This window comes from Acidovorax sp. IB03 (assembly GCF_016406015.1).
Lineage (GTDB): Bacteria > Pseudomonadota > Gammaproteobacteria > Burkholderiales > Burkholderiaceae_C > Acidovorax > Acidovorax temperans.
On the sequence record NZ_JAEFCH010000005.1, the window covers coordinates 21969 to 45438 of the forward strand.

At 60.1% G+C, this 23470-nt stretch carries 20 protein-coding genes; 12 read left to right on the forward strand and 8 right to left on the reverse strand.

The window, feature by feature from the left end:
• Positions 1-67: 67 nt before the first annotated feature.
• A complete protein-coding gene (locus IHV84_RS04340) occupies positions 68-1363 on the reverse strand; it encodes a nucleotide sugar dehydrogenase (RefSeq protein WP_198845964.1) in 1296 nt (431 codons plus the stop codon).
• 475 nt (positions 1364-1838) lie between these two features.
• Here IHV84_RS04340 and IHV84_RS04345 point away from each other — a divergent pair, with 475 nt between their 5' ends.
• From IHV84_RS04345 to IHV84_RS04365, 5 genes are all read left to right on the forward strand, one after another.
• Complete coding sequence (locus tag IHV84_RS04345; protein WP_198845965.1) at positions 1839-2468, forward strand: polysaccharide biosynthesis/export family protein; 630 nt, start codon at positions 1839-1841, stop codon at positions 2466-2468.
• 61 nt (positions 2469-2529) lie between these two features.
• Positions 2530-4923: a GumC family protein gene (locus tag IHV84_RS04350; protein WP_198845966.1), complete on the forward strand. Its 2394-nt coding sequence runs from the start codon at positions 2530-2532 to the stop codon at positions 4921-4923.
• Between the two features lie 19 nt (positions 4924-4942).
• Positions 4943-6223, forward strand: coding sequence for a J domain-containing protein (locus IHV84_RS04355; protein WP_198845967.1), 1281 nt, complete (start codon positions 4943-4945; stop codon positions 6221-6223).
• Entirely contained in the window at positions 6220-7428 is a 1209-nt protein-coding gene (locus tag IHV84_RS04360; RefSeq protein WP_198845968.1) for a hypothetical protein, read from the forward strand. The genes IHV84_RS04355 and IHV84_RS04360 overlap by 4 nt, the downstream gene beginning before the upstream one ends.
• A complete protein-coding gene (locus IHV84_RS04365; RefSeq protein WP_198845969.1) occupies positions 7421-8239 on the forward strand; it encodes a tyrosine-protein phosphatase in 819 nt (272 codons plus the stop codon). Before IHV84_RS04360 ends, IHV84_RS04365 begins: the two co-directional genes overlap by 8 nt.
• A gap of 15 nt (positions 8240-8254) precedes the next feature.
• On the opposite strand, the gene IHV84_RS04370 is transcribed toward IHV84_RS04365, so the two are convergent.
• Positions 8255-9349: an AI-2E family transporter gene (locus IHV84_RS04370; protein WP_370541184.1), complete on the reverse strand. Its 1095-nt coding sequence runs from the start codon at positions 9347-9349 to the stop codon at positions 8255-8257.
• Between the two features lie 409 nt (positions 9350-9758).
• On the reverse strand, positions 9759-11009 hold the full coding sequence (locus IHV84_RS04375) for a spherulation-specific family 4 protein (protein ID WP_304503478.1): 1251 nt from the start codon (positions 11007-11009) through the stop codon (positions 9759-9761).
• A gap of 148 nt (positions 11010-11157) precedes the next feature.
• On the opposite strand from IHV84_RS04375, the gene IHV84_RS04380 reads away from it, so the two are divergent.
• Positions 11158-11922 (forward strand): hypothetical protein, encoded by a 765-nt coding sequence (locus IHV84_RS04380; RefSeq protein ID WP_044398359.1) that lies wholly within the window; start codon positions 11158-11160, stop codon positions 11920-11922.
• 10 nt (positions 11923-11932) lie between these two features.
• Positions 11933-12481 carry a FlgO family outer membrane protein gene (locus tag IHV84_RS04385; protein WP_198845971.1) on the forward strand — a complete coding sequence of 183 codons (549 nt, stop codon included), beginning with the start codon at positions 11933-11935 and terminating at the stop codon, positions 12479-12481.
• Positions 12482-12588: 107 nt separating this feature from the next.
• On the opposite strand, the gene flhC is transcribed toward IHV84_RS04385, so the two are convergent.
• The 5 genes from flhC to IHV84_RS04410 all read right to left on the reverse strand — a co-directional run bounded on the left by flhC (position 12589) and on the right by IHV84_RS04410 (position 16980).
• Positions 12589-13137: a flagellar transcriptional regulator FlhC gene (flhC, locus tag IHV84_RS04390; protein WP_044398204.1), complete on the reverse strand. Its 549-nt coding sequence runs from the start codon at positions 13135-13137 to the stop codon at positions 12589-12591.
• A gap of 57 nt (positions 13138-13194) precedes the next feature.
• Positions 13195-13521: a flagellar transcriptional regulator FlhD gene (flhD, locus tag IHV84_RS04395; RefSeq protein WP_044398361.1), complete on the reverse strand. Its 327-nt coding sequence runs from the start codon at positions 13519-13521 to the stop codon at positions 13195-13197.
• A gap of 231 nt (positions 13522-13752) precedes the next feature.
• Positions 13753-14652, reverse strand: coding sequence for a sulfurtransferase (locus tag IHV84_RS04400; RefSeq protein ID WP_198845972.1), 900 nt, complete (start codon positions 14650-14652; stop codon positions 13753-13755).
• A gap of 99 nt (positions 14653-14751) precedes the next feature.
• The gene (locus IHV84_RS04405) at positions 14752-15663 is read right to left on the reverse strand and encodes a DMT family transporter (RefSeq protein WP_198845973.1); all 912 of its coding nucleotides are present in this window, start codon (positions 15661-15663) and stop codon (positions 14752-14754) included.
• A 177-nt stretch (positions 15664-15840) separates the two neighbouring features.
• Positions 15841-16980, reverse strand: a complete 1140-nt coding sequence (locus tag IHV84_RS04410) for an aromatic ring-hydroxylating dioxygenase subunit alpha (protein WP_198845974.1) — start codon at positions 16978-16980, stop codon at positions 15841-15843.
• Positions 16981-17288: 308 nt separating this feature from the next.
• Between IHV84_RS04410 and xseB the strand changes: the two genes are divergently transcribed.
• The 5 genes from xseB to IHV84_RS04435 all read left to right on the forward strand — a co-directional run bounded on the left by xseB (position 17289) and on the right by IHV84_RS04435 (position 23127).
• On the forward strand, positions 17289-17531 hold the full coding sequence (gene xseB / locus IHV84_RS04415) for an exodeoxyribonuclease VII small subunit (protein WP_044398212.1): 243 nt from the start codon (positions 17289-17291) through the stop codon (positions 17529-17531).
• Entirely contained in the window at positions 17528-18484 is a 957-nt protein-coding gene (locus tag IHV84_RS04420) for a polyprenyl synthetase family protein (protein WP_198845975.1), read from the forward strand. The genes xseB and IHV84_RS04420 overlap by 4 nt, the downstream gene beginning before the upstream one ends.
• A 101-nt stretch (positions 18485-18585) precedes the next feature.
• Entirely contained in the window at positions 18586-20481 is a 1896-nt protein-coding gene (gene dxs, locus IHV84_RS04425) for a 1-deoxy-D-xylulose-5-phosphate synthase (RefSeq protein ID WP_142084837.1), read from the forward strand.
• 341 nt (positions 20482-20822) lie between these two features.
• Entirely contained in the window at positions 20823-21905 is a 1083-nt protein-coding gene (locus tag IHV84_RS04430; RefSeq protein WP_044398218.1) for a TRAP transporter substrate-binding protein, read from the forward strand.
• Positions 21906-22047: 142 nt separating this feature from the next.
• Entirely contained in the window at positions 22048-23127 is a 1080-nt protein-coding gene (locus tag IHV84_RS04435; RefSeq protein WP_198845976.1) for a TRAP transporter substrate-binding protein, read from the forward strand.
• The last annotated feature ends 343 nt before the right edge of the window (positions 23128-23470 follow it).

The following is a 23470-nucleotide window of genomic DNA, read 5'->3' on the forward strand; positions in this document are numbered from 1 at the left end:
CGAGTGCATCACTAGCATTCGCTAGAAGAGCCTTAAAAGATCAACTTTTTGAAATCAGATTGCCGGGTTACAGGCGGAAGACGGTGAAGCCTGCGTCGGCCGCGTGGTGCCGGTTGTAAAGGCTTTTGACGTCGGCCAGCACGGGCTTGGTGCCGCGGCAATAGCTGCGCAGATCAGCGGGTGTGGCCTGGCGGTACTCGTTGTGGCCTACCGCTACCACCAAAGAGTCCACAGGGTTGCTGGCGTCCACGGTGCCCAAGGTCAGGCCATATTCGTGCAACACCTCTTGGGCGTCTGCCCACGGGTCGGTCACCACCACCTGGGCACCCCAAGACTGGAATTCGCGCACCATGTCGATCACCTTGCTATTGCGGATGTCGGGGCAGTTTTCTTTGAAGGTGACGCCCAGCACTCCGATCCGGCAGCGGGGCACATCGAGACCGTTTTTCAACATGCGCTTGATGGTGTTGCGCGCGACGTAGCGGGCCATGTTGTCGTTGATGCGCCGCCCAGCCAATATGACTTGCGGGTGGTAGCCCACTTCTTCGGCCTTGTGGGTCAGGTAGTAGGGGTCAACTCCGATGCAGTGGCCTCCCACCATGCCAGGGCGGAACGGCAGAAAGTTCCACTTGCTGCCAGCGGCCTCCAGCACGTCGAGTGTGTCGATGCCCAGGCGATCGAAAATGACAGACAGCTCGTTGACCAAGGCAATGTTCAGGTCGCGCTGGGTGTTTTCTATCACTTTGGCGGCTTCGGCCACCTTCAGGCTGCTGGCCTTGTGCGTGCCTGCGGTGATGATGCTGCTGTAGAGCTCGTCCACCGCGTCGGCCACCGCAGGGGTGCTGCCGCTGGTGATTTTCTTGATTTTGGTCAGCGTGTTCACCCTGTCGCCCGGGTTGATGCGCTCGGGGCTGTAGCCGCAGAAAAAGTCGTGGTTGAAGCGCAGCCCACTGACGCGCTCCAGCACGGGAACGCAGACTTCTTCAGTTGCGCCTGGATATACAGTGGATTCGTAAATAACGATGTCACCCACTTTGAGGGCATGCGCCACGGTTTCACTGGCTTTGATGAGGGGTGTCATGTCCGGCCGATTGGCCTTGTCCACCGGGGTTGGCACAGTCACGATAAAGACGTGGCAGGCATGGAGATCGTCAGGCTGGCAGCTGAACCGCAACTGAGTGGCTGTTGCCAAGTCTTCGCTGCTGCATTCCAGGGTGTGATCCCGGCCGGCCTGCAGTTCTGCAATTCGGGCCGAGGCAATGTCGAATCCCAATACGGGTCGCTGCTTTCCAAATTCAACTGCCAGTGGCAGGCCCACATAACCCAAGCCAATGATGGCAATGTTTTTACTAGTCAGATTCATGTAACTAAGGTGCAATGGTTTGTTGGCAGGTTTCAATGGGCACGCGTTCAATTTTTTGCGCCAAATGGGTGTGCGGCCCATCGGGGTTTGTAGGCCGTGTCCGTGTTTCAAATCGTATTCATCATAGCAGGGGAAATCAGGGCGATTGTGGCGGAAATGCGGGCCCCTTTTGCGCTTCGGCGCAACAGGTGCAGGTGCGGGCACCTTCAAGCCCTTCGCTTGAGCCTGCCGTGGAGGTGCTTCTGTGATAATGCGCTGCTTGCAGTAACCCTGACTGCCTTTGTAGAGTTGGACTGGAACCGGAATGCGAACACACTATCTTCATGCTGGGACTTGGGTCGGCGCCTTGCTGTGCGGGGCCCTGAGCTGCACGGCGGCTTGGGCCCAGGTGGCGCCACAGCCCAGCCTGTCAACAGCGGTTGGCCCCGTTCAGGTTGTCTCGACAAAGCCACTGGCAGCGGAGGAGGTGGCTCCTTTGGTTGCATTGCCTGGGGCGAACAAGGCACAGCCAACCTCCATTTCACCCGACTACAAGATCACACCCAATGATCTGCTGGAGGTTGAGGTTTTTGGCGTGTCTGAGCTCAAGCGCACGGTGCGGGTAAACACCACGGGGCAGATTTCACTGCCTTTGATTGGGATGATTCAGGTTGCCGGGCTGACGCCAGCCGACGCAGAGGCGTTGATCGCCTTGCAATACGGTAGCAAATACCTGCAGGACCCGCAGGTCTCCATCTTCATCAAGGAGTTCACCACGCAGCGCATCACGCTGGATGGCGCGTTGGCCAAGCCGGGTATTTATCCTTTAACGGGGCAGATCACGTTGTTGCGTGCTTTGGCACTGGCGGGCGGTGGGGCTCAGTTGGCCGATATGGAGCAGGTCATGTTGTTTCGCCTGACGCCAGAAGGCCAGAGCCTGGTGGAAAAGCACGATGTTCTGAAAATCCGGAAGGGGGAGGCCCCAGATCCGTCATTGCAGGCCGACGATGTGGTGGTGGTTAACCGCAATGGTGCGCGGGCAACGCTACGGGACTCGTTGTTTCGCGACATTCTCGACACGCTCAACCCGTTCTCGTCCGCTTACCGCAATGTCACGGTTCCTTGAGGCCAGTTGCTGTCGAGCTTGTTGAGTCAGTCTTTCAATCCGTTCATTTCATTTCCGCCCAATGTCCCAAGACCGTCAGTCTCCTGGCCCCGAGCATCTGCCTACTCCTTATAACGGCGCCTCGCCCAACACTGCGTTGGGCGCACCTGGCAATTTTGGGCTGGGGTTGCCCCAAGGGGGCCGTTTGCCGGAGCCTGAGCCAGAGGATGATTCCATCGACCTGCGTGATATATGGCGGCTGATCGTCAAGCACAAGTGGTTGTTGATTTCGATAGCCACTGTGGGCTTGCTGGCGGCGTTGCTGCTGAGCTTCATCCGTACTCCCCTGTATTTGGCCACGGCCACGGTGCAGGTGGATAAGCGTGCGGCGCGCGTGGTGCAGTTCGGGCAAGAGGCTGACGCGGGTGCAGACATGGATGACCGTACGGGGCTGGGCACGCAGTTGGAGCTGCTCAAAAGTCGTGTTCTGGCCGAGCGGGTGATTGATGAGTTGCGGCTTGACCGGCAAGGCCTGCCACAGGTTGTGCCGTCCGGCGCTGTTGAGGACATGTCGGACGAGGGCGACGCGGCTGAGGGGGGGGCGGACAACACCGGCTGGATGGCCTTGGCAGGCAACATGGTGACCAAGATCAAGCAGAGCTGGAACAAGATGCGAGAGCCTGCCGCAGACAGTGCCGAACGGTTGAGCCGAGAGCAGGTGATCAAGGCTTTTTCTGACAGCGTTAAGGTGGAGCTTGTACGCAACACGCGCATGATCAAGGTCAATGCGGAGAATGCGAGCCCACAACTGGCGGCCCGTATTGCCAATGCGGTAACGCAAGCGTTTATCGCGTTGAACCTGGAGCGGCGGCTTGAGTCTTCGTCGTACGCCAAGACCTTTTTGGAAACCCAACTCGGCTTGACTAAGGCGCGGCTGGAGGAGTCGGAGCGCAAGCTCAATCAGTTCGCCCGTGAGCAAAATATTCTGACGTTAGACGAAAAAACCAACGTCATCAACCAGACCTTCGTGGATTTTTCAGCGGCGCTGGCCAAGGCTGAGCAAGAGCGATTCAAGGCGGAGTCTGAATATGAGGCGGTTCGCCGGACGCCCGACACGGCACGGCAAGTGCTGGAGAGCAAAACCATTCAGGACTACAAAGCCCAAAGGAGCAAGCTGGACCTGGAGTACGAACAGAGTGCCAAGGTTTACAAGGAAGATTTTCCAAAGATGCAGCAGCTGAAGGCGCAGATGAATGATCTGGACGCCAAGATTCAGAGTGAGGTGGCAAGCATCCTGGCGTCGGTGGGCAACACCCTTGAAATGACGAAAAGGCAAGAGGGGTTGCTGCGTTCCCGCCTGGAAGCGACGCGCCGCCAGATTGTGCAGGGGCAGGATCAGAGTGTGGATTACAACCTGCTTAAGCGCGAAGTCGATACCAACCGGGAGCTCTACAACGGACTGCTGCAACAGGTCAAAGAAGTGGGCGTGGCCGGTGGTGTCGAGACGAACAACATCCAGGTGGTGGACAAGGCAGAAGTTCCGCTGTTCCCCTACAAGCCCAAAATTGCTCTGAATGCGGCCATTGGCCTGTTGGCTGGTTTGGTGCTGGGGTTGGGATTGGTGTTCTTGATGGAGTCGCTGGATGATTCCATCAAGTTTGCGGACGAGGTTGAAAAGACCTTGATGGTTCCGTTGCTGGGCGTGATACCCAAGATCAAGTACAAGGGTGAGCAGGGTGGCAGCATCGCAATGCTGGTGCAGCATGATCCGCGTGGCCATTTCGCAGAGGCGTATCGCTCGGTACGCACTGCGCTTCAGTTCTCAACGTCTGAAGGGGCGCCGCGCCGTCTGGTGGTAACCAGCACGGCGAAAAATGAAGGTAAATCCACCACAGCCGTGGCATTGGCCATCAATTTTGCGCAGTTGGGCCTGAAAACGGTGCTGATTGACTCCGACATGCGCAACCCCAGCATTCACAAGTACATGGCGATGGGCAACCAAAAGGGCTTGTCCAGCTTTTTGTCTGGTCATTGTGCTGAGGGTGAGCTCCTACAACCCACCGAAATTCCTAACTTGCAGATCATTACCGCAGGGCCGATACCTCCCAGCCCCGTGGACTTGTTGACCGGCCCCAAACTGGGCGAGTTGATGGATTTTCTTCAAGCCGATGGTGTGCAGTTCATTATTCTCGACGGCCCGCCCGTACTGGGCTTGGCGGATGCAGTGGTGCTGGGCAACCAGGTACCGTCGGTTCTTTATGTCGCTCAAGCCAGCCACACGCGCAAGAGTCACATCAAGGATGCGTTCCGTCGGTTGCGCATGGCAGGGATCGTTCCGAGAGGGGTTGTGCTAACCAAGACTACAGCGCAGAACACCGCTTATTACTCATATGACAATTATTATGGTTATGGGGCCAGTGGAGCAGATGGTGGTGATGTGAGTGCCCGCGCTGAGCCTTTGCTGAACAAAGCGTGAGCCCACGGGGTCACTAATCATGGAACGCTTGGCGAAACTGTTGTTGGATTTTGGACGCGCGCCAGGCAATTACCTGGTTCGCCTCAGAGAGCCACGAGAGCTATTTGACGAGTTTGATGCGATTGCCCAATGGGCTTTGAATCGGATTCCGCATTCACTGCAAAATCAGGCCGTGGAGTTGAGGTCGGCGGCCATTTTGTTCATTCAGCGAGCATGCTTTGCGCCCGACAGTAGCCATTATCAGGTTTTGGGATTGCCGGTTCAGGAGTGCGCACCCGAAGAGTTGCGTTCGCGTTATCGAATCATGATCCGGCTGGCTCACCCCGACATGGGAGTGAAAGGTTTACCGGCCAACGCAGCCAGTCTTATCAACAGGGCCAATGAGGTTCTGTCGGACCCTGTGCTGCGAGCGCAATATGACGAGCAATGGTTGCAGCCTGTTGCAGACCCTGTGGTGATGCCGGGGCATTGGCGCCGCAAGCCCTTGGCGGTGGCGCATTCTGATGGGTTGGCGGATCGTATCCGTATGCTGAAGGCGCAGCATCCGAAGATGCTGCGAGTGGGTATGCTGGTTGGGGCCATGTCGGTGCCTCTCGCTGGCGTGTTGGTATGGGCAGCCCAGGCGTCAAATGACAACCGGATGCTGATAGTGGCTAGGGCGCCGGCGGGTTCCAACCAGTTTGCCGCCGTGGAGCACATGGCGGAAGAGGGACGGTCCCGACTCGCCGTGACTGCTGACCTAAGATCGAACGTGGCTCCGCAGAACGAGGTTGGGGCGGTGCCCACCCAAGCAAGGGTTTCGGCTTCAGGTGAACCATCGGCTTCCCGGGCCGACATGCCTTCAATGCAATTGGCGAGTGTCAACGCTCCGGCACCAGCACCAGCACCAGCACCAGCACCAGCACCCAAGGTTTCACCTCCTGGTCCTGCGATGGTGCCTGCTCAGCCCTCACCGGCAGTATGGAGCGTTGATGCTGATGGGGCCAGAATGTTCTTTGCCGATCTTTTGTCCAAACTTCACAATCCCGCAGAGGCTCGACGCGTCAATGCGTATCTGCGGAGCATGAAGGTGAAGGGTTCACTCTTGGCGCCTGCTGTGAACCTTTTGAATGACGGCGGCGAGGTCCAGGTACAGCGGACACATTGGACTGAAAGCGCCAAGCCGGGAATGCTGCGGCTGGATGCGATGTTGTTGGCAACGGCCCAGGGTCAGGCGATCAAGCTTCGTGTGACTGCAGAATTTCACGGTACTGCCGAAGGGACTGTGCTTGCCGTATTGGATCTGAAGGAGGGCGATTGAAATTGCCTGTTCGATCAAGGTTGCCGATAGAGCTCTGGCTGGCTTTATGGCTTTGCCTAGCTGCACTCATTGGTTGGCAGGCTTGGCCAAGGCAGCTTGAGCGCGGCTGCTGGATGAGCGAGTGGCCGTTCGAAAATGGTTGCGATAAGTGGCCTGACGTCACGTCGCGTGACGAGTCCCCCGAGATTTACCAGCGGCAATTGCAAGCCAATATCGGTGATTCTCACACGTATGCCAAGCTTGTCCGTGCGTGGTGGCTGAGGGAAGACGTCAGAGCGGTGACGCTACTGGCGCCCGCCCGACAGCTTGCTCCTTTTGACGTAGCTTTGCTCTCCGTACAAGCCACGTTAAGTGCACAACAGGGAAATGTGGACGTTGCTGCGCGAACATTGGTTGAAATGGTAGAGAGGGGGAGCGTTGACGCGCGCAAGCCTCTCATGGCGTTGATGCTGGAGCCGTCCACTCAAAATGCCGTTTTGGAGCAAATTAACGCGAATTCCCGGTGGCTGGACGAGATGCTGATGTCAATTGATCCAAAAGTACCGCCATCACTTTTCCAGCAATTTGTGAGTCAGGGTCAAGCGTTAGGAATTCTGCGCATCAATACCGTACTCAATATGGTAGAAAGGCTCAAGCGCAGCGGTGATTGGATGGATGCGTATACGCTTTGGGTTACTGCTGTGCAGAAGGTCGATAAAGATCTGAACAATCCCGGTTTCGACCAGCGCTCGCTGAGAAGAGGGTTTGACTGGGAATGGCAGCAACAACCCTCCAATAAGCAGGGCGTGCGAGTTAGCCAAGTGCCAGCTTCTCCCCGAGAAGGATCCATGTTGGAGGTGGAGCTGACTGGGCGAGCTGCATTGCCACAAGCCTTGGTGGGGCAGACATTGTTGCTCCTTGGGGATAGTTATCAACTGAAGGGGCGCTACATGAGTGACCGCATGCGCTCCAAACAAGGCCTGGCGTGGGTATTGCGATGCGGAAATGGCGGTAATCGCTGGGCGCAAACCCGGGATTTGTTGGAAACCCAGAGGCAATGGCACAGCTTTGAACTCAGCTTTAGAGTTCCCGCAGAATGTAACGGGGCTGTGCGGTTGAGCTTGGAGGCATCGGCACCTTGGGAGGCGAGAGCTGGAATTTCGGGCGTTATGTATTTTGATGATTTTGAGCTTTCAGCTATAACCACGGCCTCAGTGAATGATTGATCTGCATACCCACATACTGCCCGGAATCGACGACGGAGCCAAAACTCTGGAGGTGGCGCTCGAAATGGCGCGGATTGCTGTCAACGATGGCACTACGGTGATGGCTTGCACGCCACATATATACCCCGGCCTCTACATGAACGACAGTGCGGGGATTCACGATGCAAGAACTAGGCTCCAAAATGCCTTCGATGTTTTTCATATTCCATTGAAGCTCGTGGTGGGCGCAGACGCACACTTGGTCCCTGAACTGCTGGAAGGGTTGCAGTCTGGCAGGGTTCCCACGCTCAATGGTTCGCGCTACTTTTTGTTGGAACCCTCTCATCATGTTGCTCCCCCTCAGTTTGAGAACTCGGTGTTTCAAATCATGGCGGCGGGTTTTGTGCCTGTAATCACCCACCCGGAGCGACTCGTCTGGATTGAGCATCACTACACCACATTCGTTTCGCTAGCGCAGCGTGGGGTGTGGTTGCAGTTGACCGCCGGAGCAATAGTGGGCAAATTCGGCAAAAAAGCTCGTTATTGGAGCGAGCGACTTTTAGGTGACGGGGTTGTTCATCTGATCGCGAGTGATGCGCACACAACTACCAAGAGAAGTCCTGTCATCTCTGATGCGCTTCCCGCCGTCGCGGCAGCAGTAGGAAAAGAAGAGGCTTTGCGGTTAGTGCAAGTTCGTCCGCAACAGATTCTGGATGACAGAGATCCTGCGGCGGTTCAACTTCCCCCGGGGCTGCTGGGGCCTGCAGATCGTTTGAGCTCGTTCAAAGAACCTTGGCACAAACGTCTTTTTTCAATGACCCGCGTCCGCTGAGTTGAATTTTGGAATTCAGTCCCCCAGTAGTTCACCGATGGCCTGCAAGTCTTCCACCCGGTCGCACACCGCCTTCACGGCCATCATGACGGGAATGCCCAATAGCAGCCCCCACAGGCCCCAGAGCCAGCCCCAGGCCAGCACACTCACGAACACGGCGACGGGGCTCATGCTGCTGGTGCGGCTGGTGAGCCAGGGTGTGAGCAGGTTGCCGACGATGGTGTGGATCACGAGCGATGCACCACCAATGGCCAGGGCCATGTCGAACGAGCCGAACTGCAGGAAGGCCACGAGTGCCGATGCCCCGGTGACCAGCGCAGAGCCAATGTACGGCGCCAGGTTGAGCACCCCCGCCACAACACCCCATACGGCCGCGTTTTCCAGCCCCAGGGCCCAATAGGCCAGGCCTGTGGCCACGCCCACCAGCACACTCGTGAAGACCTGCACCAACAAATAGCGCTGAATCTGGTTGGTAATGTCTTCCAGCACATGGATGGTGATCTTGCGGCGCTCCAGGCTGGTGCCTGCAATGCGCAGCAGCTTGTTGCGAAACAGGTTACCCGAGGCCAGTGCAAAAAACGTGAGAAACACCACCACCGTGAGTTGGCCTAGCGCAGACATCAACCCCATGGTGCCGCTCCACAGGTAGTCGCGCACATTGAACGGCGGGCGCTCCACCACCACCCGCTGCACACCGCGCCGGGGTGGGCTGGTGGTGCTGTTCTCGGCGGCGGCCTGCTCGATCTGGGTGGCCGCCTTCTGCACGGTGTCCAGCGGGCTGCTGCCGCCCGCGCGCGCCTTGAGGTTGTCGCGCACTTTCTTGGCGGCCACGGGCAGCGCGTCCACCAGTTGGGTGGCGCCGTCGCTCAGCGACCACGCGGCGCTGGCCAGCCCCAGCACCAGGCTGATGAGCAGTGCGCCGGCACTGAGCCAGCGCGGCACGTGGTAGCGGTGCAGCACATCCACCAGGGGGCGCAGCGCGGTGGTCAGCAGCAGGCTCAGCATGATGGGGATGAACACTGCGCTGGCCCAGTGCAGCAGCGCCACACTGGCGAACAAGGCCAGCAACGCCAACGACAGGTTCCGCACATCCACTGGCATGTGGAGCATGAGGGGGGCGGGGGCAGGCGGGGAGGAGGTGGGCTCTGTGCTGGCCGTGGCTTCGCGTGATGCTTCGTCCGTTGCTGATGGCGCCGCATCGGCGCTGGGAGGGGCCTCTTGTGAGGGCGGCGGCATGGCTGCGCCTGCCTCTGAGGGCAGTGTGGGGGAGGGCTGTGGAGCTGTAACAGACGCGTTCATGCGCGGATTGTGGGGCAGCTCCAGCCCGCTGTGTGTAGGTGGCCGCCTGCGTCGCAACTTGGCTGCTAAAGCCTTTAGCAGAGCCTTCTACAGCGGTTGAGCAACTTGGGCGAAGCACCACAGCCATTGCTGGGGTGTGGGCACGGCCTTAGTCGGTGGATTTGCGTTCAGTGGCAAGGCCCGGGCTGCATCAGCACCGGCCTTGCTCACCCGTCCTTGATCAGCAGGAAGGAAGGGTGCGTTTCTTGTTGATGGCGTCCACCGTGCCCAGCAACTGCGGCCAGTAGGTGGGCAGCGCCGACCAAGGCGTGCCGATGGTCAGGTTGGTTGCGTAGACCATGCCTGTGTTCATGCGCGGGCTGTTGGCCTTGGCCAGCGCTGCTTGCATGTCGGTGCAGGTGCTGGCGGTGTGCAGCAGCATGGCCTGGGCGGTGTTGTCCTTGGCATACACCCAGGGGTGTGCAGGCTGTGGGTCAATGGCTTGGTAGGCCGCTGCGTTGCCTGCATACGTGACCAGCGCATCGGCCACACCCGTACCGGAGTTGGCGATGGCGTAAGCAGCTGCGGGGTAGGTGCCGGGATTGCCGATCACTTTGTAGCTTCCCTTGTCCTGCACATAGCTGTAAATCTCCTGGAAGTAGGCCAGCCGGTTGCTGTCGGTAGACATGCCATCCAGGAAAAACCCATCGAGCACGCCAGGGTACAGCGTGAGGTAGTTGTCAATGGTGGCCTTCACATCGGTCACTGAAAGCTCACCGCTGCTACCCGATGCTGTGGCCACATAGCCCACCACCTTGTTGGTGGTGCCAGTCACTGCCTTGAAGGCGGTGATGGCCTTCAAGGCATCTGCATCGACCTTGGTGCTGGCCGTAATCACCCCGTTGTGGGGATTGGCAATGGCGGTGATTTGGACATCCGGGTAGCTGGTTGCTCCGGCGGTGAGCGTGTTCCAAGGGGAAGATGTGCCGGTGCTGCTGAAGTACGCAGGCACCAGCACCTGCAGGGCCTTGGGTGTGGGCCTCACGTAGTAGGTGACCGTGTCTGTGGCGGTATTGCTCTGGCTGACCGCCGATGCCTTGACCTGGAACGTGGCTGATGCGGCCACGCTGCTGCCCACGCTCAGGGTGGCACTGGCCACGCCGCCCACGGTGGAGGGCGCTACGGGGGCTACCGTGGCGGCCGCGGCAGGATTGACTTCCAGCGTGACGCTGGTTCCATTGGGGGCTGGGCTGCCATTGACCGACACGTTCACCACCAAGCCGTCAGACGCACCGGCTTCCAGCACATTGTTGCTGGGTAGCACAAAGTTCACACCGATGGGGGCAGAGGGCACTGGCGCCGGAGCCGGGGCAGGCGCAGGGGCGGGTGCCGCAGCCGGTGCAGGCGTGCTGTTCTTGTCTGTCCCGCCGCCGCAACCCGCCAGGGCCGCTGTCAATGCCAGCAGGGTTGCGATGCGGTGTTTGTTGTGCATGGGTTGCATGGTGTTGTGAGAGGTTGTTGGTTTGAAGGATTGACATGCCAGGCGCTGGCTGCGCCAAGCTGCGGAACCTGGGTTTTGGGTGGAAAAACAGGCCTTGTTGCCCGGATTGCGCGGCTGGTACGCCGCTACGATGCGTGCCATGCCCTCTTGCACATTCCGCACTTCTTCTGCCGCGTTCTTGGCGGCCTTGCTGCTGGCTGGCTGCGGCACGCTGGATGTGCCACGCGCTGACAACTACCCCGCCACGGGCCAGAAAAAAGCCCGGGCCGTTCACCACTGGGATGTGCTGGCCAATGATGTGGCGGCGCGGGTGGCTGAAAAAATTGCCGCCTGGCCCGCGGGTGAGCATCCCATTCATCTCACGGTGACTGACAAATCCAGCTTCAGCCAGGGCTTTCTCAAGCTGCTGCGTGTGCAGTTGCTCAATCGGGGCGTGACATTGGCAACGGGGCCCACCGAGGTGGAACTGCAAATCGAGGCCCAGCTGGTGCAACACCTGGAGCCGCTGTCTGCAAGCTCGCCCGTGCCGCTGCACTGGACGGCGTTGGGTGCGGGCGTAGGCGTGTGGCGCGATTGGCGCGAGCACTACCCTGACCGCAGCCTGCTGCCTGGCATGGCCACGCTGCTGGGCGTGGGCACAGGCCTGGCGGTAGACCTGGCTCAGCGCTACACGCAAGGTGATGCGGCGGGTGGCCCCACGCGCACGGAAGTGCTCATCACCACCTCGCTGAAAACCACCGACCGCTACCTGGCGGGCTCGGCCGACCTGTATTACATCGAACGTGGCGATGCGCCGCTGTATTTGCCAGAGCCGCCTCCACCGCCTCCGCCGCCACCCACGCCGGTCAAGAGCTGGCGAGTGACCGCGCCAACGCCCGTGTGGGCGACCCCCGCCACGCCATGAGCCGCTTGCCATGAAACGCCGAAATTTCTTCAGCGCCGCTGTGCTCATCGGTCTGACCGGGTGCAGCAGCTTTTATTACGGTGACAAGCCGGGTGCGACCTGGTTTCCCACCGACCTGATCGAAACCAACCACCGTGCGGTGGACGCCTTGCTGGCCAACGCGCCGCTGGATGCGCAGCACCCGGTGATGGTGGCAACACTGGTCCACGTGGACCGGCTGAGCGAGTCCTCGCGCCTGGGGCGCATTTTTTCTGAGCAGATCGCCGGGCGCATGGTGCAGCGTGGCGTTCGCGTGGTGGAGTTGAAACTGCGCGACAGCGTGGCGCTGCAAAGAGACCAAGGCGAACTGCTGCTGTCGCGCGAGGTGCGCGAGGTGAGCCAGAGCCATGATGCGCAAGCGGTGGTGGTGGGCACCTACGCGGCGTCAGCGTCGGCGCTGTACATCAGCCTGAAACTGGTAACCCCGGTGGGCAACACCGTGGTGGCCGCCCACAACTACGCTGTGCCGATGGATGAGAACGTGCGGGTGTTGCTCGCCAGTGGTGGCTTGCGCTATTGAAAAGGGCTGAAAAGCCAAAAGCGAGCACCAAGGCTCGCTTTTGTTTTTGCTATTTAATTGATAGCTGATGGCGCTTATTTATCAAGCGATAGAGGCCATTTTGTTCATCAATGCAGCATCAACGCACCGGCAGACTTGCTCTTGCCTGCGCGTGCGGGTGGGTTGCACAGGCCGCAAGTGAAGTGGCGGTTTTCATACAGCTCGGTCACAAACTGGCCGCCGCACTGGCTGCACTTGGTGCGGGTGAGCATGCCTGCGTCCACAAACTTCACCAGGCGCCATGCGCGGGTGAAAGACAGCAGCGGCTCGATCTCGGCGGTGGCCACTTGCTCGTTGTACAGGCGGTAGGCCTTGGTCAGCAGTTCCACCGAATCCAGATCCACGCCCTTGGACAGGTATTCGTAGATGTTCAGGAACAGCGAGCTGTGGATGTTTTCTTGCCAGGTCAGGAACCAGTCGGTCGAGAAGGGCAACTGGCCTTTGGAGGGCGACTTGCCTGCGATTTCCTTGTACAGGCGGATCAGACGCTCGTACGACAGAGTGGTTTCCGACTCCAGCACCTGCATGCGGGCTCCCATCTGGATGAGCATGGCAGCGCGTTCGATCTGCTTGGATTCATTCAGCACGCTTTTGGCGACGGTGGGGGTGGCGGTCATGGCAGGCTTTCGAGAAATGGTCGGGTTCGAGGGCGAAGAGCGAGAAGTGGGTGTGCCTTAAAGCACTTCCGACACGCGGCTGGCCATCAGGATGTTGGCGTGCAGGGTGTTGGTGGCTTCGTTGCCCACCTTCTTGGCCGTGTGGTTGGTCAACAAGCTCCACACCAGGTTGTCGTCCACGCGGAAGCTGCACAGCAGCGTGTTGCGTGACGCCAGCTTGAGCACCTGGGCGGCCGACAGCGAGGCCAGGATGTCCGCGGCTTCTTCGTTCAACCCCAGACGGAACACGGCTTCGGCCTTGTCCTGGCGAATCAGGTTCTGGGCCAGCATCAGGTAAGTGAGGTTGGCTTCGCGGATTTCGGCGAGGATTTGTTCGTTGGTCATGGCGGCTTCCTTTTCCATTGGCTGGATCTGCGTTTCATGCGGTTGCATGTTTTGCGTGATCCGTTGAAATGGATTGTGAAACTGCCCCAATCAAAAATTAAGTCCGTTTTTGACTGTGCCGAGTGTCTGGTTTTGGGTGGGCGTTTGTAGGAATTTGCCTTACACGCGCCGAAGGCTTTGGCTTGCAGCGCCCTTGTAAAACGCTGCTACTTGGCAGCACCCCAGGGCTGCTCAGCCCCGCTCGACCGGACGCGCCGGGTTGCTGCACCATTCGCTCCAGCTGCCCGCAAAAAGTGATGTTTTTCCGAGACCTGCGACTTCCATGGCCAGCAGGTTGGGGATGGCGCTGACCCCGCTGCCGCATTGGTGCACCACGGTGTCAGGGTTACGGCCTGCCAAAAGTTCATCGAACTCGGCGCGCAGCAGTGCTGCGGGCTTGAAGCGGCCGTCTGAACCCAGGTTCAGGCCAAAGGGCCGGTTCAGCGCGCCCGGAATGTGACCAGCCACAGGATCCAGCGGCTCTGTCTCGCCCCGGTAGCGTGGTGTGGCCCGCGCATCCACCACCGTCTGCGTGGGCTGCTGCAGATTTTGTAGCACTTCGCTGGCTGTGACCAAGCGGCGCAGCGGCGTGTGCAAAGTAAAGTGGCTTTGAAAATGCGCGGGCTCGTCGCCACTGGCCAAGGCGCCACCTGCGGCCTGCCAGGCTTGCAAGCCGCCGTCGAGCACGGCCACCGCATCGTGGCCTGCCCATTTGAGCATCCACCACAGCCGCCCGCAGTAGTTGGCACCCTGGCGGTCATACACCACGGCCTGCATGTCGTTGGAAAAACCCACGCTCGACAGCCACATGGCAAAACGTTCACGGCTGGGCAAAGGGTGGCGGCCGCCGGATGCAGGCTGGTCTGCCTCTTGTGCCACCAGCGTGCCATGTGCGCCTGGCGCACCGTGCTTGGCACTCAGGTTCTTATCCAGGTCGGCATATACGGCGCCAGGAATGTGGGCCTGCGCAAATTGCTGCGCCCCAGCAGATGGGCTGGTCAGGTCAAAGCTGCAGTCAAACACCATCAGCGGCTGGCCGCTGGCGATCAGTGCTTGCAGTTCCGTGGCGGCAATCAGGGTCGTGTAGGTCATGGGTGGAAGCTCCTGGAGGCGCACATCGGCGTGCGGTGGGCGAGAGCACGGGTGAGTGCAAAAAACGTATTTTGTGCCGTGCTCATGCCGCTGGTTGTATCAGTGTTCTTCTGCGGGGGTGTCGGGTGCGGCGCGGGCGCGCAGCACAGTGGCCACAATGCCGCTGCCCACGATCAGCACCATACCCAGCCATCCAATCGGGGGGATCTGATCGTTAAACAACACCACGCTGTAGATGGCAGCGAACACAATGCCCGAGTACTGCAAATTGGCCACCACCAGCGTGCCGCGCGAGGTTTTGGCTGTGGAGTAAGCGCGCGTCATGCACAGCTGCCCTGCAGCCGCCAAAACGCCGATGGGCAGCAACCACAGTGCGGGCCAGCCCGGCCAGGCCGACGTGCCAGTGAAGACCATGGCCACGCCCCCCGCCACAGCAGAGCCCACGGCAAAGTAAAACACGGTACGTGATTCAGGCTCGCCCAATCGCGAAAGCGCCACCACCTGCATGTAGGCAAACGCGGCCGTCATGCCCGACAGCAGACCCACCAGGCCCGCGAACGCCTGGTTCTGGTCCAGGCTGGGGCGCAGCATGAGCACCACGCCCACGAACCCCGTCAGCACCGTGAGGACCAACGAGCCCTGAAATGCCGGGCGCGGGGTGGCAGCAGTGGGGCGCCAGGCCATCAACGCGCCGCCTACCAGGAAGGCGGCAATCCACACGCTGCTCATGTAGTTGAGCGTCATGGCGGTGGCCAGGGGGAGTTTGCCGATGGCGTAGAACCAGGCGCCCAGAGAGGCCACCCCCACCAGGCTGCGCCAGGCATGCATGCCGGGGTAGCGGGTTGCCAGGGCGATTTGTTGGGACCGCGCCAGCATCCACAGGATGGCGATGCCAATGAGGCCGCGGTAGAAGACCAGTTCTGCTGCGTTGAAGTGGGCCGAAGCCATCTTCACGCACACCCCCATGCTGGCAAATATGAAGGCGGCCAACACCATCCAGAGTGCTTGCATGGAACGTGGAACCTGATCAGAGAGTTGAAATAAAAATAGCCGCCGAGGCTGGATTTTCCAGCGCTGGCAGCTATTCTAATGAGAGCGGCGAGGGCACGTCCGTGTTACTGGCGGCGGTTTACCGCTGTATTTGGACGATTGGCTTTTGGCCGCGGATTGGTGAGGAGCCGGGTGGCCTCAGCGTTGAGGCACCGCGCTGCCCATGGTCTGGCGGTACCACTCGTGAAAGTGCTGCATGCCGTCTTCCATGGGGCTCTGGTAGGGGCCGACTTCGTTGTCGCCACGTTCCAGCAAAGCCTTGCGGCCCGCGTCCATCCGTTCGCCGATCTCGTCATCTTCGATGCAGGTTTCCATGTAGGCGGCCTTTTGCGCCTCCACGAATTCGCGCTCAAAGGCTGCGATTTCTTCGGGGTAGTAGAACTCCACCATGTTCAGCGTCTTGGTCGGGCTGATGGGGTGCAGCGTCGAGACCGTGAGCACGTGCGGATACCACTCCACCATGATGTGCGGGTACAGCGTGAGCCAGATGGCTCCGTGCTTTGGTGGCACGCCGTTACGGTACGCCAGCAGGGCTTCATGCCAGCGTTCGTACACGGGGCTGCCGGCCTTGCCAAGGCGGTTGGCCACGCCCACGGTTTGCACCGAATAGTTCTTGCCGAACTCCCAGCGCAGGTCGTCGCAGGTCACAAAGCTGCCCAGGCCAGGGTGGAAGGGGCCGACGTGGTAGTCCTCCAGATAGACCTCGATGAAGGTCTTCCAGTTGTAATTGCACTCGTGCAGCTCCACATGGTCGAGCACGTAGCCGTCAAAGCTCAAATCGGCCTTTGGGCCCATTTGCGCCAAGTCTGCCGCCACGTCGTAGCCGTTGTCTTCAAACAGCAGGCCGTTCCACTCGCGCAACTTGTAGTTGTTCAGGTTCAGGCAGGGGTCGTGCGCAAAGTGCGGCGCACCCAGCAATTCGCCCTTGGGGCTGTAAGTCCAGCGGTGCAGGGGGCACACAATGTTGCCGCCCGCGCTGCCTTTTTGCTGCGTTTGCAGCGAGCCTTTGCCCTTGAGCATCACGGCCTGGCGGTGGCGGCACACGTTGGAGATGAGCTCCACCCCGCCCTGGGCGTTGCGCACCAAGGCACGGCCCTCGCCCTCTTGGGGCAATGCGTAGTAATCGCCCGCGTTGGGTACAGAAAGTTGGTGCCCCACGTAGCGGGGCCCGCGCTGGAAGATGGTCTCCAGCTCGCGCTGGAACAGCGCATCGTCAAAATAGCTCGAAACTGGTAGTTGGCTCGCGGCCTGCTGCAGTTGAAGACTTAAATCAGACATGGGTGACCTGACCTAAAGACTCCCCACAGGGAGAAAGTGCGGGAGGTGCGCAAATGCGCATCTGGAAAAAAGAAACCGGCTAGGGGAGGTAGCCGGCTCGACGAGAATGGGATTATAGACGGTGGGGTTATTCCCGCGCACCCCTTGCGTGTATTGGTGCCGCGGGCTTGACCCAGAGCAGGGTTTGCGCAAGTTCATCACTGCCTGCTGAAAAGCTCTTGGCACTCGCAAACGTGTCCCAAAGGCAAAGCTCTGTGGATGCTGCGCCTAAAATCCCCGGTTTTACCCGCGCCAGCCGCCCACTGCCCATGCCCAAGGCTTCTCCCAAGACCGATCTGCCCAACGAACCCGCCAGCTATGAGCTGGCGCTGGAAGAATTGGAGCAACTGGTTGGCCGCATCGAATCCGGCCAGATGCCCTTGGATCAGATGCTGGCGGGCTATCAGCGGGGCGCTGCCTTGCTGGCGTTTTGCCGCAAGCGGCTCGATGCTGTGCAAGACCAGATCAAGGTATTGGACGAAGGCAGTCTGCAAGCGTGGGGGCAAGAATGAGCGCCGCCATGACTCCTGCATCTCTGGCCGCTTGGGATTTGAACGGGTGGAGCAAGCACCACCTGGGCCGTGTGGAAGACGCGCTGTCCCGCTGGGTGGGCATTGAGGCTCCGGCAGGTCTGGGCGATGCCATGCGCTACGCAGTTCTGGATGGTGGCAAGCGCCTGCGCCCCTTGCTCGTTCTGGCGGCTTACGAGGCGGCCCTCAGCGCCCAATCGACCGCATTGGATGTGACGCAGCGCAGCGGTGCTGATGAAGCCGCTCTGCGCGCGGCGTGCGCTGTGGAACTGATTCACGCGTATTCGCTGGTGCACGACGACATGCCGTGCATGGACAACGATGTGCTGCGCCGTGGCAAACCCACCGTGCACGTGCAGTTTGGCGAGGCCCAGGCTTTGCTGGCTGGCGATGCGTTGCAGGCGTTCGCTTTTGAGCTGCTGACCCCCGACGATGAACGGATTTCAGCCGCTGTGCAGGCCCATCTGTGCCGCCAACTGGCCCATGCCGCAGGCTCGGCTGGCATGGCCGGAGGGCAGGCGATTGATTTGGCAAGCGTCGGCTTGTCACTCACCGAAGACCAATTGCGCCAGATGCACCGCCTCAAGACTGGAGCGTTGCTCGAAGGCAGCGTGATGATGGGCGCGACCTGTGCAGGGGCTCAGGCCACAGCCCGCGCCGCTCTGCAAAACTACGGCGCGGCGGTGGGCCTGGCCTTTCAAGTGGTGGATGACATCCTGGACGTCACGGCAGACTCGGTCACTCTGGGCAAGACCGCGGGCAAAGACGCTGCCAGCGACAAGCCGACCTATGTGTCGCTGCTGGGGCTGGAGCGCGCTCAGCAGTACGCTTCGCAGTTGCTTGAACAAGCCCATGCGGCCTTGGCCGATAGTGGCCTAGCTGACGTGCGCGCCCTGGCGGCTTTGGCTGACATGGTGGTGCGCAGATCGCACTGACTTTTCATCGGGACTGCCTTGCCAGTTGCGTTCAGATTGATGTTTAAATCAGCCGCTAGCGCTTGATATATAAGCGCCGGCAGCTATTAAAAGAATAGTAAATGGCCACGACTTCCTACCCCCTGCTGCAAACCATCAACGATCCGGCAGACGTGCGCAAACTGTCCCGGGCAGACCTCAAGGTGCTGGCCACCGAGCTGCGTGGTTTTGTGCTGGAGAGCGTCTCTCAAACTGGCGGTCATCTCAGCTCTAACCTGGGAACGGTGGAGCTGACCGTGGCCTTGCACCATGTGTTCAACACCCCGGAAGACCGCCTGGTGTGGGATGTGGGCCACCAGACCTATCCGCACAAGATCCTCACCGGCCGCCGCGACCGCATGCACACGTTGCGACAGCTGGGCGGTATCTCTGGTTTTCCGCAGCGGGCTGAGAGTCCGTACGACACCTTTGGCACGGCGCACTCCAGCACCAGCATTTCTGCGGCGCTGGGCATGGCCATGGCTGCCAAGCGCAAGGGGGAAGATCGTTACGCAGTGGCCATCATTGGCGATGGCGCCATGACTGCAGGCATGGCCTTTGAAGCGCTGAACAACGGTGGCGTGACCGATGCGAACCTGCTGGTCATCCTGAACGACAACGACATGAGCATCAGCCCACCCGTGGGTGCGCTCAACCGCTACCTGGCCCAGCTCATGAGCGGCCAGTTCTACGCGGCTGCCAAGAATGTGGGCAAGACCGTGCTGCGGCCGGTTCCGCCGCTGCTGGAGCTGGCCAAGCGCTTTGAACAGCAGGCCAAGGGCATGGTGGTGCCAGCCACGCTGTTTGAAAAGTTCGGCTTCAACTACATCGGCCCCATTGACGGGCACGACCTGGACTCGCTGATTCCCACGCTGGAGAACATCAAGGGCCTCAAGGGCCCGCAGTTCCTGCACGTCGTCACCAAAAAAGGGCAGGGCTACAAGCTGGCCGAGGCAGACCCGGTGGCTTACCACGGCCCTGGCAAGTTCGACCCGGCCGTGGGCCTGGTCAAAAGCACGGCTGCACCCAAGCAAACCTTCACCCAGGTGTTTGGTCAATGGTTGTGCGACATGGCTGCGCAAGATGGCCGACTGGTGGGCATCACGCCCGCGATGCGCGAAGGCTCGGGCATGGTGGAGTTTGAAAAGCGCTTCCCTGACCGGTACTACGACGTCGGCATCGCCGAGCAGCATGCAGTGACGTTTGCCGCCGGTATGGCGTGTGAAGGCGTGAAGCCGGTCGTGGCGATCTACTCCACCTTCCTGCAGCGTGCGTACGATCAGTTGATCCACGACGTGGCCCTGCAAAACCTGCCCGTCGTATTCGCACTGGACCGCGCGGGGCTGGTGGGCGCTGATGGCGCGACGCACGCGGGTGCGTACGACATTCCTTTTGTGCGCTGCATTCCCAACATGAGCATGGCTTGCCCTGCGGATGAGCGCGAGTGCCGCCAGCTGCTCAGCACGGCTTTTGAACAAGACCACCCGGTTGCCGTGCGTTACCCGCGCGGCAGCGGCGCAGGTGTGGCCCCCCTGGCTTCGCTCGAAGGCTTGCCCTTCGGCAAGGGGGAGATCCGCCGTGAACGCGTGGCGACGGATGACCTCGCCGCGCCGCGTGTGGCCATCCTGGCCTTCGGCACCTTGCTGTACCCCGCACTGCAGGCAGCGGAATCGTTGAACGCTACCGTTGTCAACATGCGCTGGGCCAAGCCGCTCGACGTGGATCTGCTACTGCAGGTCGCTTCTCAGCACGATGCACTGGTGACCGTGGAAGAGGGCGCCATCATGGGCGGTGCGGGCAGCGCCGTCACGGAAGCCTTGAATGTTGCGGGCATTACCTTGCCTGTACTGCAGCTCGGTTTGCCAGATGTGTTCATTGAGCACGGCGACCCCGCGAAGCTACTCGCCCTGCAGGGCTTAGATGCCGATGGCATCCAACAGTCCATCGCCAAGCGGTTCTTTGCAACGGCAGAGGGCTGACTGCCCGCTGCGGACATTGTTCCGCACGTCAGCATGTGCAGCGCTCCACGTGGCCAACTTGGTCTTGCTGCAGGGGGCTGCTCAAAGTTCTGCATCGCCGCGCTCTGATTTGCGCACCGGCACCTTCTACCTCCACTCGGTAGGGTGGAATGCTGCGCGCGTGCGAAACAAGCTTGCAAAACCCTGAAAGGCAGCCGAGACATCGGGGTTTTCGCGGGATAACCCGCAAAGTTCGCCGCCCGCAAGTTTTTACAATGCAGATTCAATTCGCACGTACCGGTCAGTGCTTGGTTCAAGTATCTGCCGTCGAGCGGTGTGGTCATCACTCAGGAAAGATTTACATGGATCGTCGTTCCATCATCAAACAGGCCGGTATTGCCGGTGTGCTCGCCGCAGGTATTGCCCCGGCCGTTCACGCCCAGGCCACCGTGCGTTGGCGCCTTGCTTCCAGCTTCCCCAAGTCGCTGGACACCATTTTCGGTAGCGCCGAAATGTTTGCGAAAACGGTACGCGCTCTGTCCGGCGGCAAGTTCGAAGTGTCGGTGCATGCAGCCGGTGAATTGATGCCGGCCTTCGGCGTGGTGGACGCGCTGCAGAGCAGCACGATCGAGATGGCGCAGACCGCCCCGTACTACTACACCGGCAAGAACTCCATCTTCGCCTTTGGCTGCGCCGTGCCTTTCGGCCTGACAGCCCGCCAGATGGATGCCTGGATGGACCACGGCAACGGCCGCAAGTTGATGGACGCGTTCTACGCCAACTACAACATCAAGAGCCGCAGCGCTGGCAACACTGGCACCCAAATGGGTGGCTGGTACCGTAAAGAAATCAAGACCGTGGCCGACCTCAAGGGCCTGAAGTTCCGCATGGGTGGCGGTTTGTTCGGCGAAGCCATGCAAAAGCTGGGTGTGGTGCCGCAAAACATGCCTGCGGGTGACGTGTACCAGGCCCTTGAAAAGGGCACGCTGGACGCTACTGAGTTCGTCGGTCCTTACGACGATGAAAAGCTGGGCTTCAACAAGGTGGCACCGTTCTATTACTACCCCGGCTGGTGGGAAGGTGGCGCTGAACTGGAGTTCTTCATCAACGCGAAGGCTTACGCCGCGTTGCCCGCTGAGTTCCAGGCCATCGTCGATGCCGCCACCACCGTGGCTGCCCGCGACATGACGGCAAAGTACGACGCCTTCAACCCCATCGCTCTCAAGCGCCTGGTGGCCGCGAAGACCCAGCTCAAGGCCTTCCCCAAGGAGATCATGGACGCTGGCTACAAGGCCTCGATGGAAGTCTTTGCCGAGCACGAAGCCAAGTCGCCCGAGTTCAAAACCATCCACCAGGACATGCGCGCCTTCCAGCGTGACCAACTGCTGTGGGCTCGTTACTCCGAGCTGCGTTTTGACAATTACATGACCGGCGTGAAGCTGTAAATGTGTTGTCTGGGGCTGTTTTGGCAGACCCGGTTTTATTTTTCGATCCGGTAGCCTGGGCTGTACACCCTGCAGCACAGATGCCGGTTTTTTTTGGGCCCGTCATGTGCCAAAAGCGCATGTGTATTGAAGGAAAATCACCATGGATCGTCGTTCCCTGATCAAAAAGACCGGTATCGCCGGTGTGCTCGCTGCCGGCATTGCTCCAGCCGTGCATGCCCAAGCCACGGTTCGCTGGCGCCTGGCATCCAGCTTCCCCAAGTCGCTGGACACCATCTATGGCTCTGCGGATGTGTTTTCCAAGGCCGTCAAGGAAATGTCGGGCGGTAAGTTCGAGGTGTCTGTGCATGCCGCAGGCGAACTGATGCCCGCGTTTGGTGTGGTGGATGGCGTTCAAAACGGCACGGTCGAAATCGCTCACACGGCTCCTTACTACTTCTTCGGCAAGAACGAAGCGTTTGCCATTGGCGGTGCGATTCCCTTCGGCATGAACTCCCGCCAACTCACGGCCTGGATGGTCGATGGCAACGGTACCAAGCTGATGCGCGAGTTTTATGCTCAGTACAACATCGTGAACTTCCTGGGTGGCAACACCGGCGCGCAGATGGGCGGCTGGTTCCGCAAGGAAGTGAAGTCGCCTGAAGACATCAAGGGCCTGAAGTTCCGCGTGGGCGGCTTTGCTGGCAAGGTGATCGAGCGCATGGGTGGTGTGCCACAGAACATCCCTGGCGGCGAAATTTACCAAGGCCTGGAAAAGGGCACCATTGATGCTGCAGAGTGGATCGGCCCATACGACGATCTGAAGCTGGGCTTCAACAAGGTGGCTCCGTTCTACTACTACCCCGGCTGGTGGGAAGGTAGCCTGAATCTGGAGTTCTACGTGAACCAGAAGGCTCTGGAAAGCCTGTCTGCCGAGAACCGCGCGATTGTGCGGGCTGCTGCGCATGAAGCCCATGTCACCACACAAGCCCGCTACGACGCCCGCAACCCCGGCGCCCTCAAGCAACTGGTGGCCGCCAAGACCAAGGTCGTGCCCTTCCCGCAAACGGTGCTGGACGCTTCGTTCAAAGCCACCATGGGTCTGTATGCCGACCTCGACAAGAGCAACCCAGACTGGAAGAAGATCTACGCTGACTACCGCAATTTCCAGCGCGATCAGATCCTCTGGTTCCGCTTTGCGGAGTCGCGTTTCGACAGCTTCATGTCGTCGCAAAAGCTCTGATTGCAAACGGGTGGTCTAGCGCCACTCCGGGCATGCAAAACCCCGCCAAAGCTTTGGGCTTTGGCGGGGTTTTTTTGTGGGTGCGTGCTGTAGAGGGGCCTGCGACCTCGATGAAGAGAGAGGTGCGAAACGTCCTGATCCTTGAGTGGCCGGCGAGGTTGTATAGCCCCTCAACATAACCCTCTGCGTATGCCGTCCTAGAGTGGGCCAGGGAAGGCATTCAGGGGTGCGTATCCCAGACACAGGCGCTGCCAGGCGTCCCATGCCTCTTGCAGTGATGTCTCGGCCTTGGTGGTCGCGCTCCATTCATATGCCAGTGCTGCCGCGTTTGCTCCGTAACCAT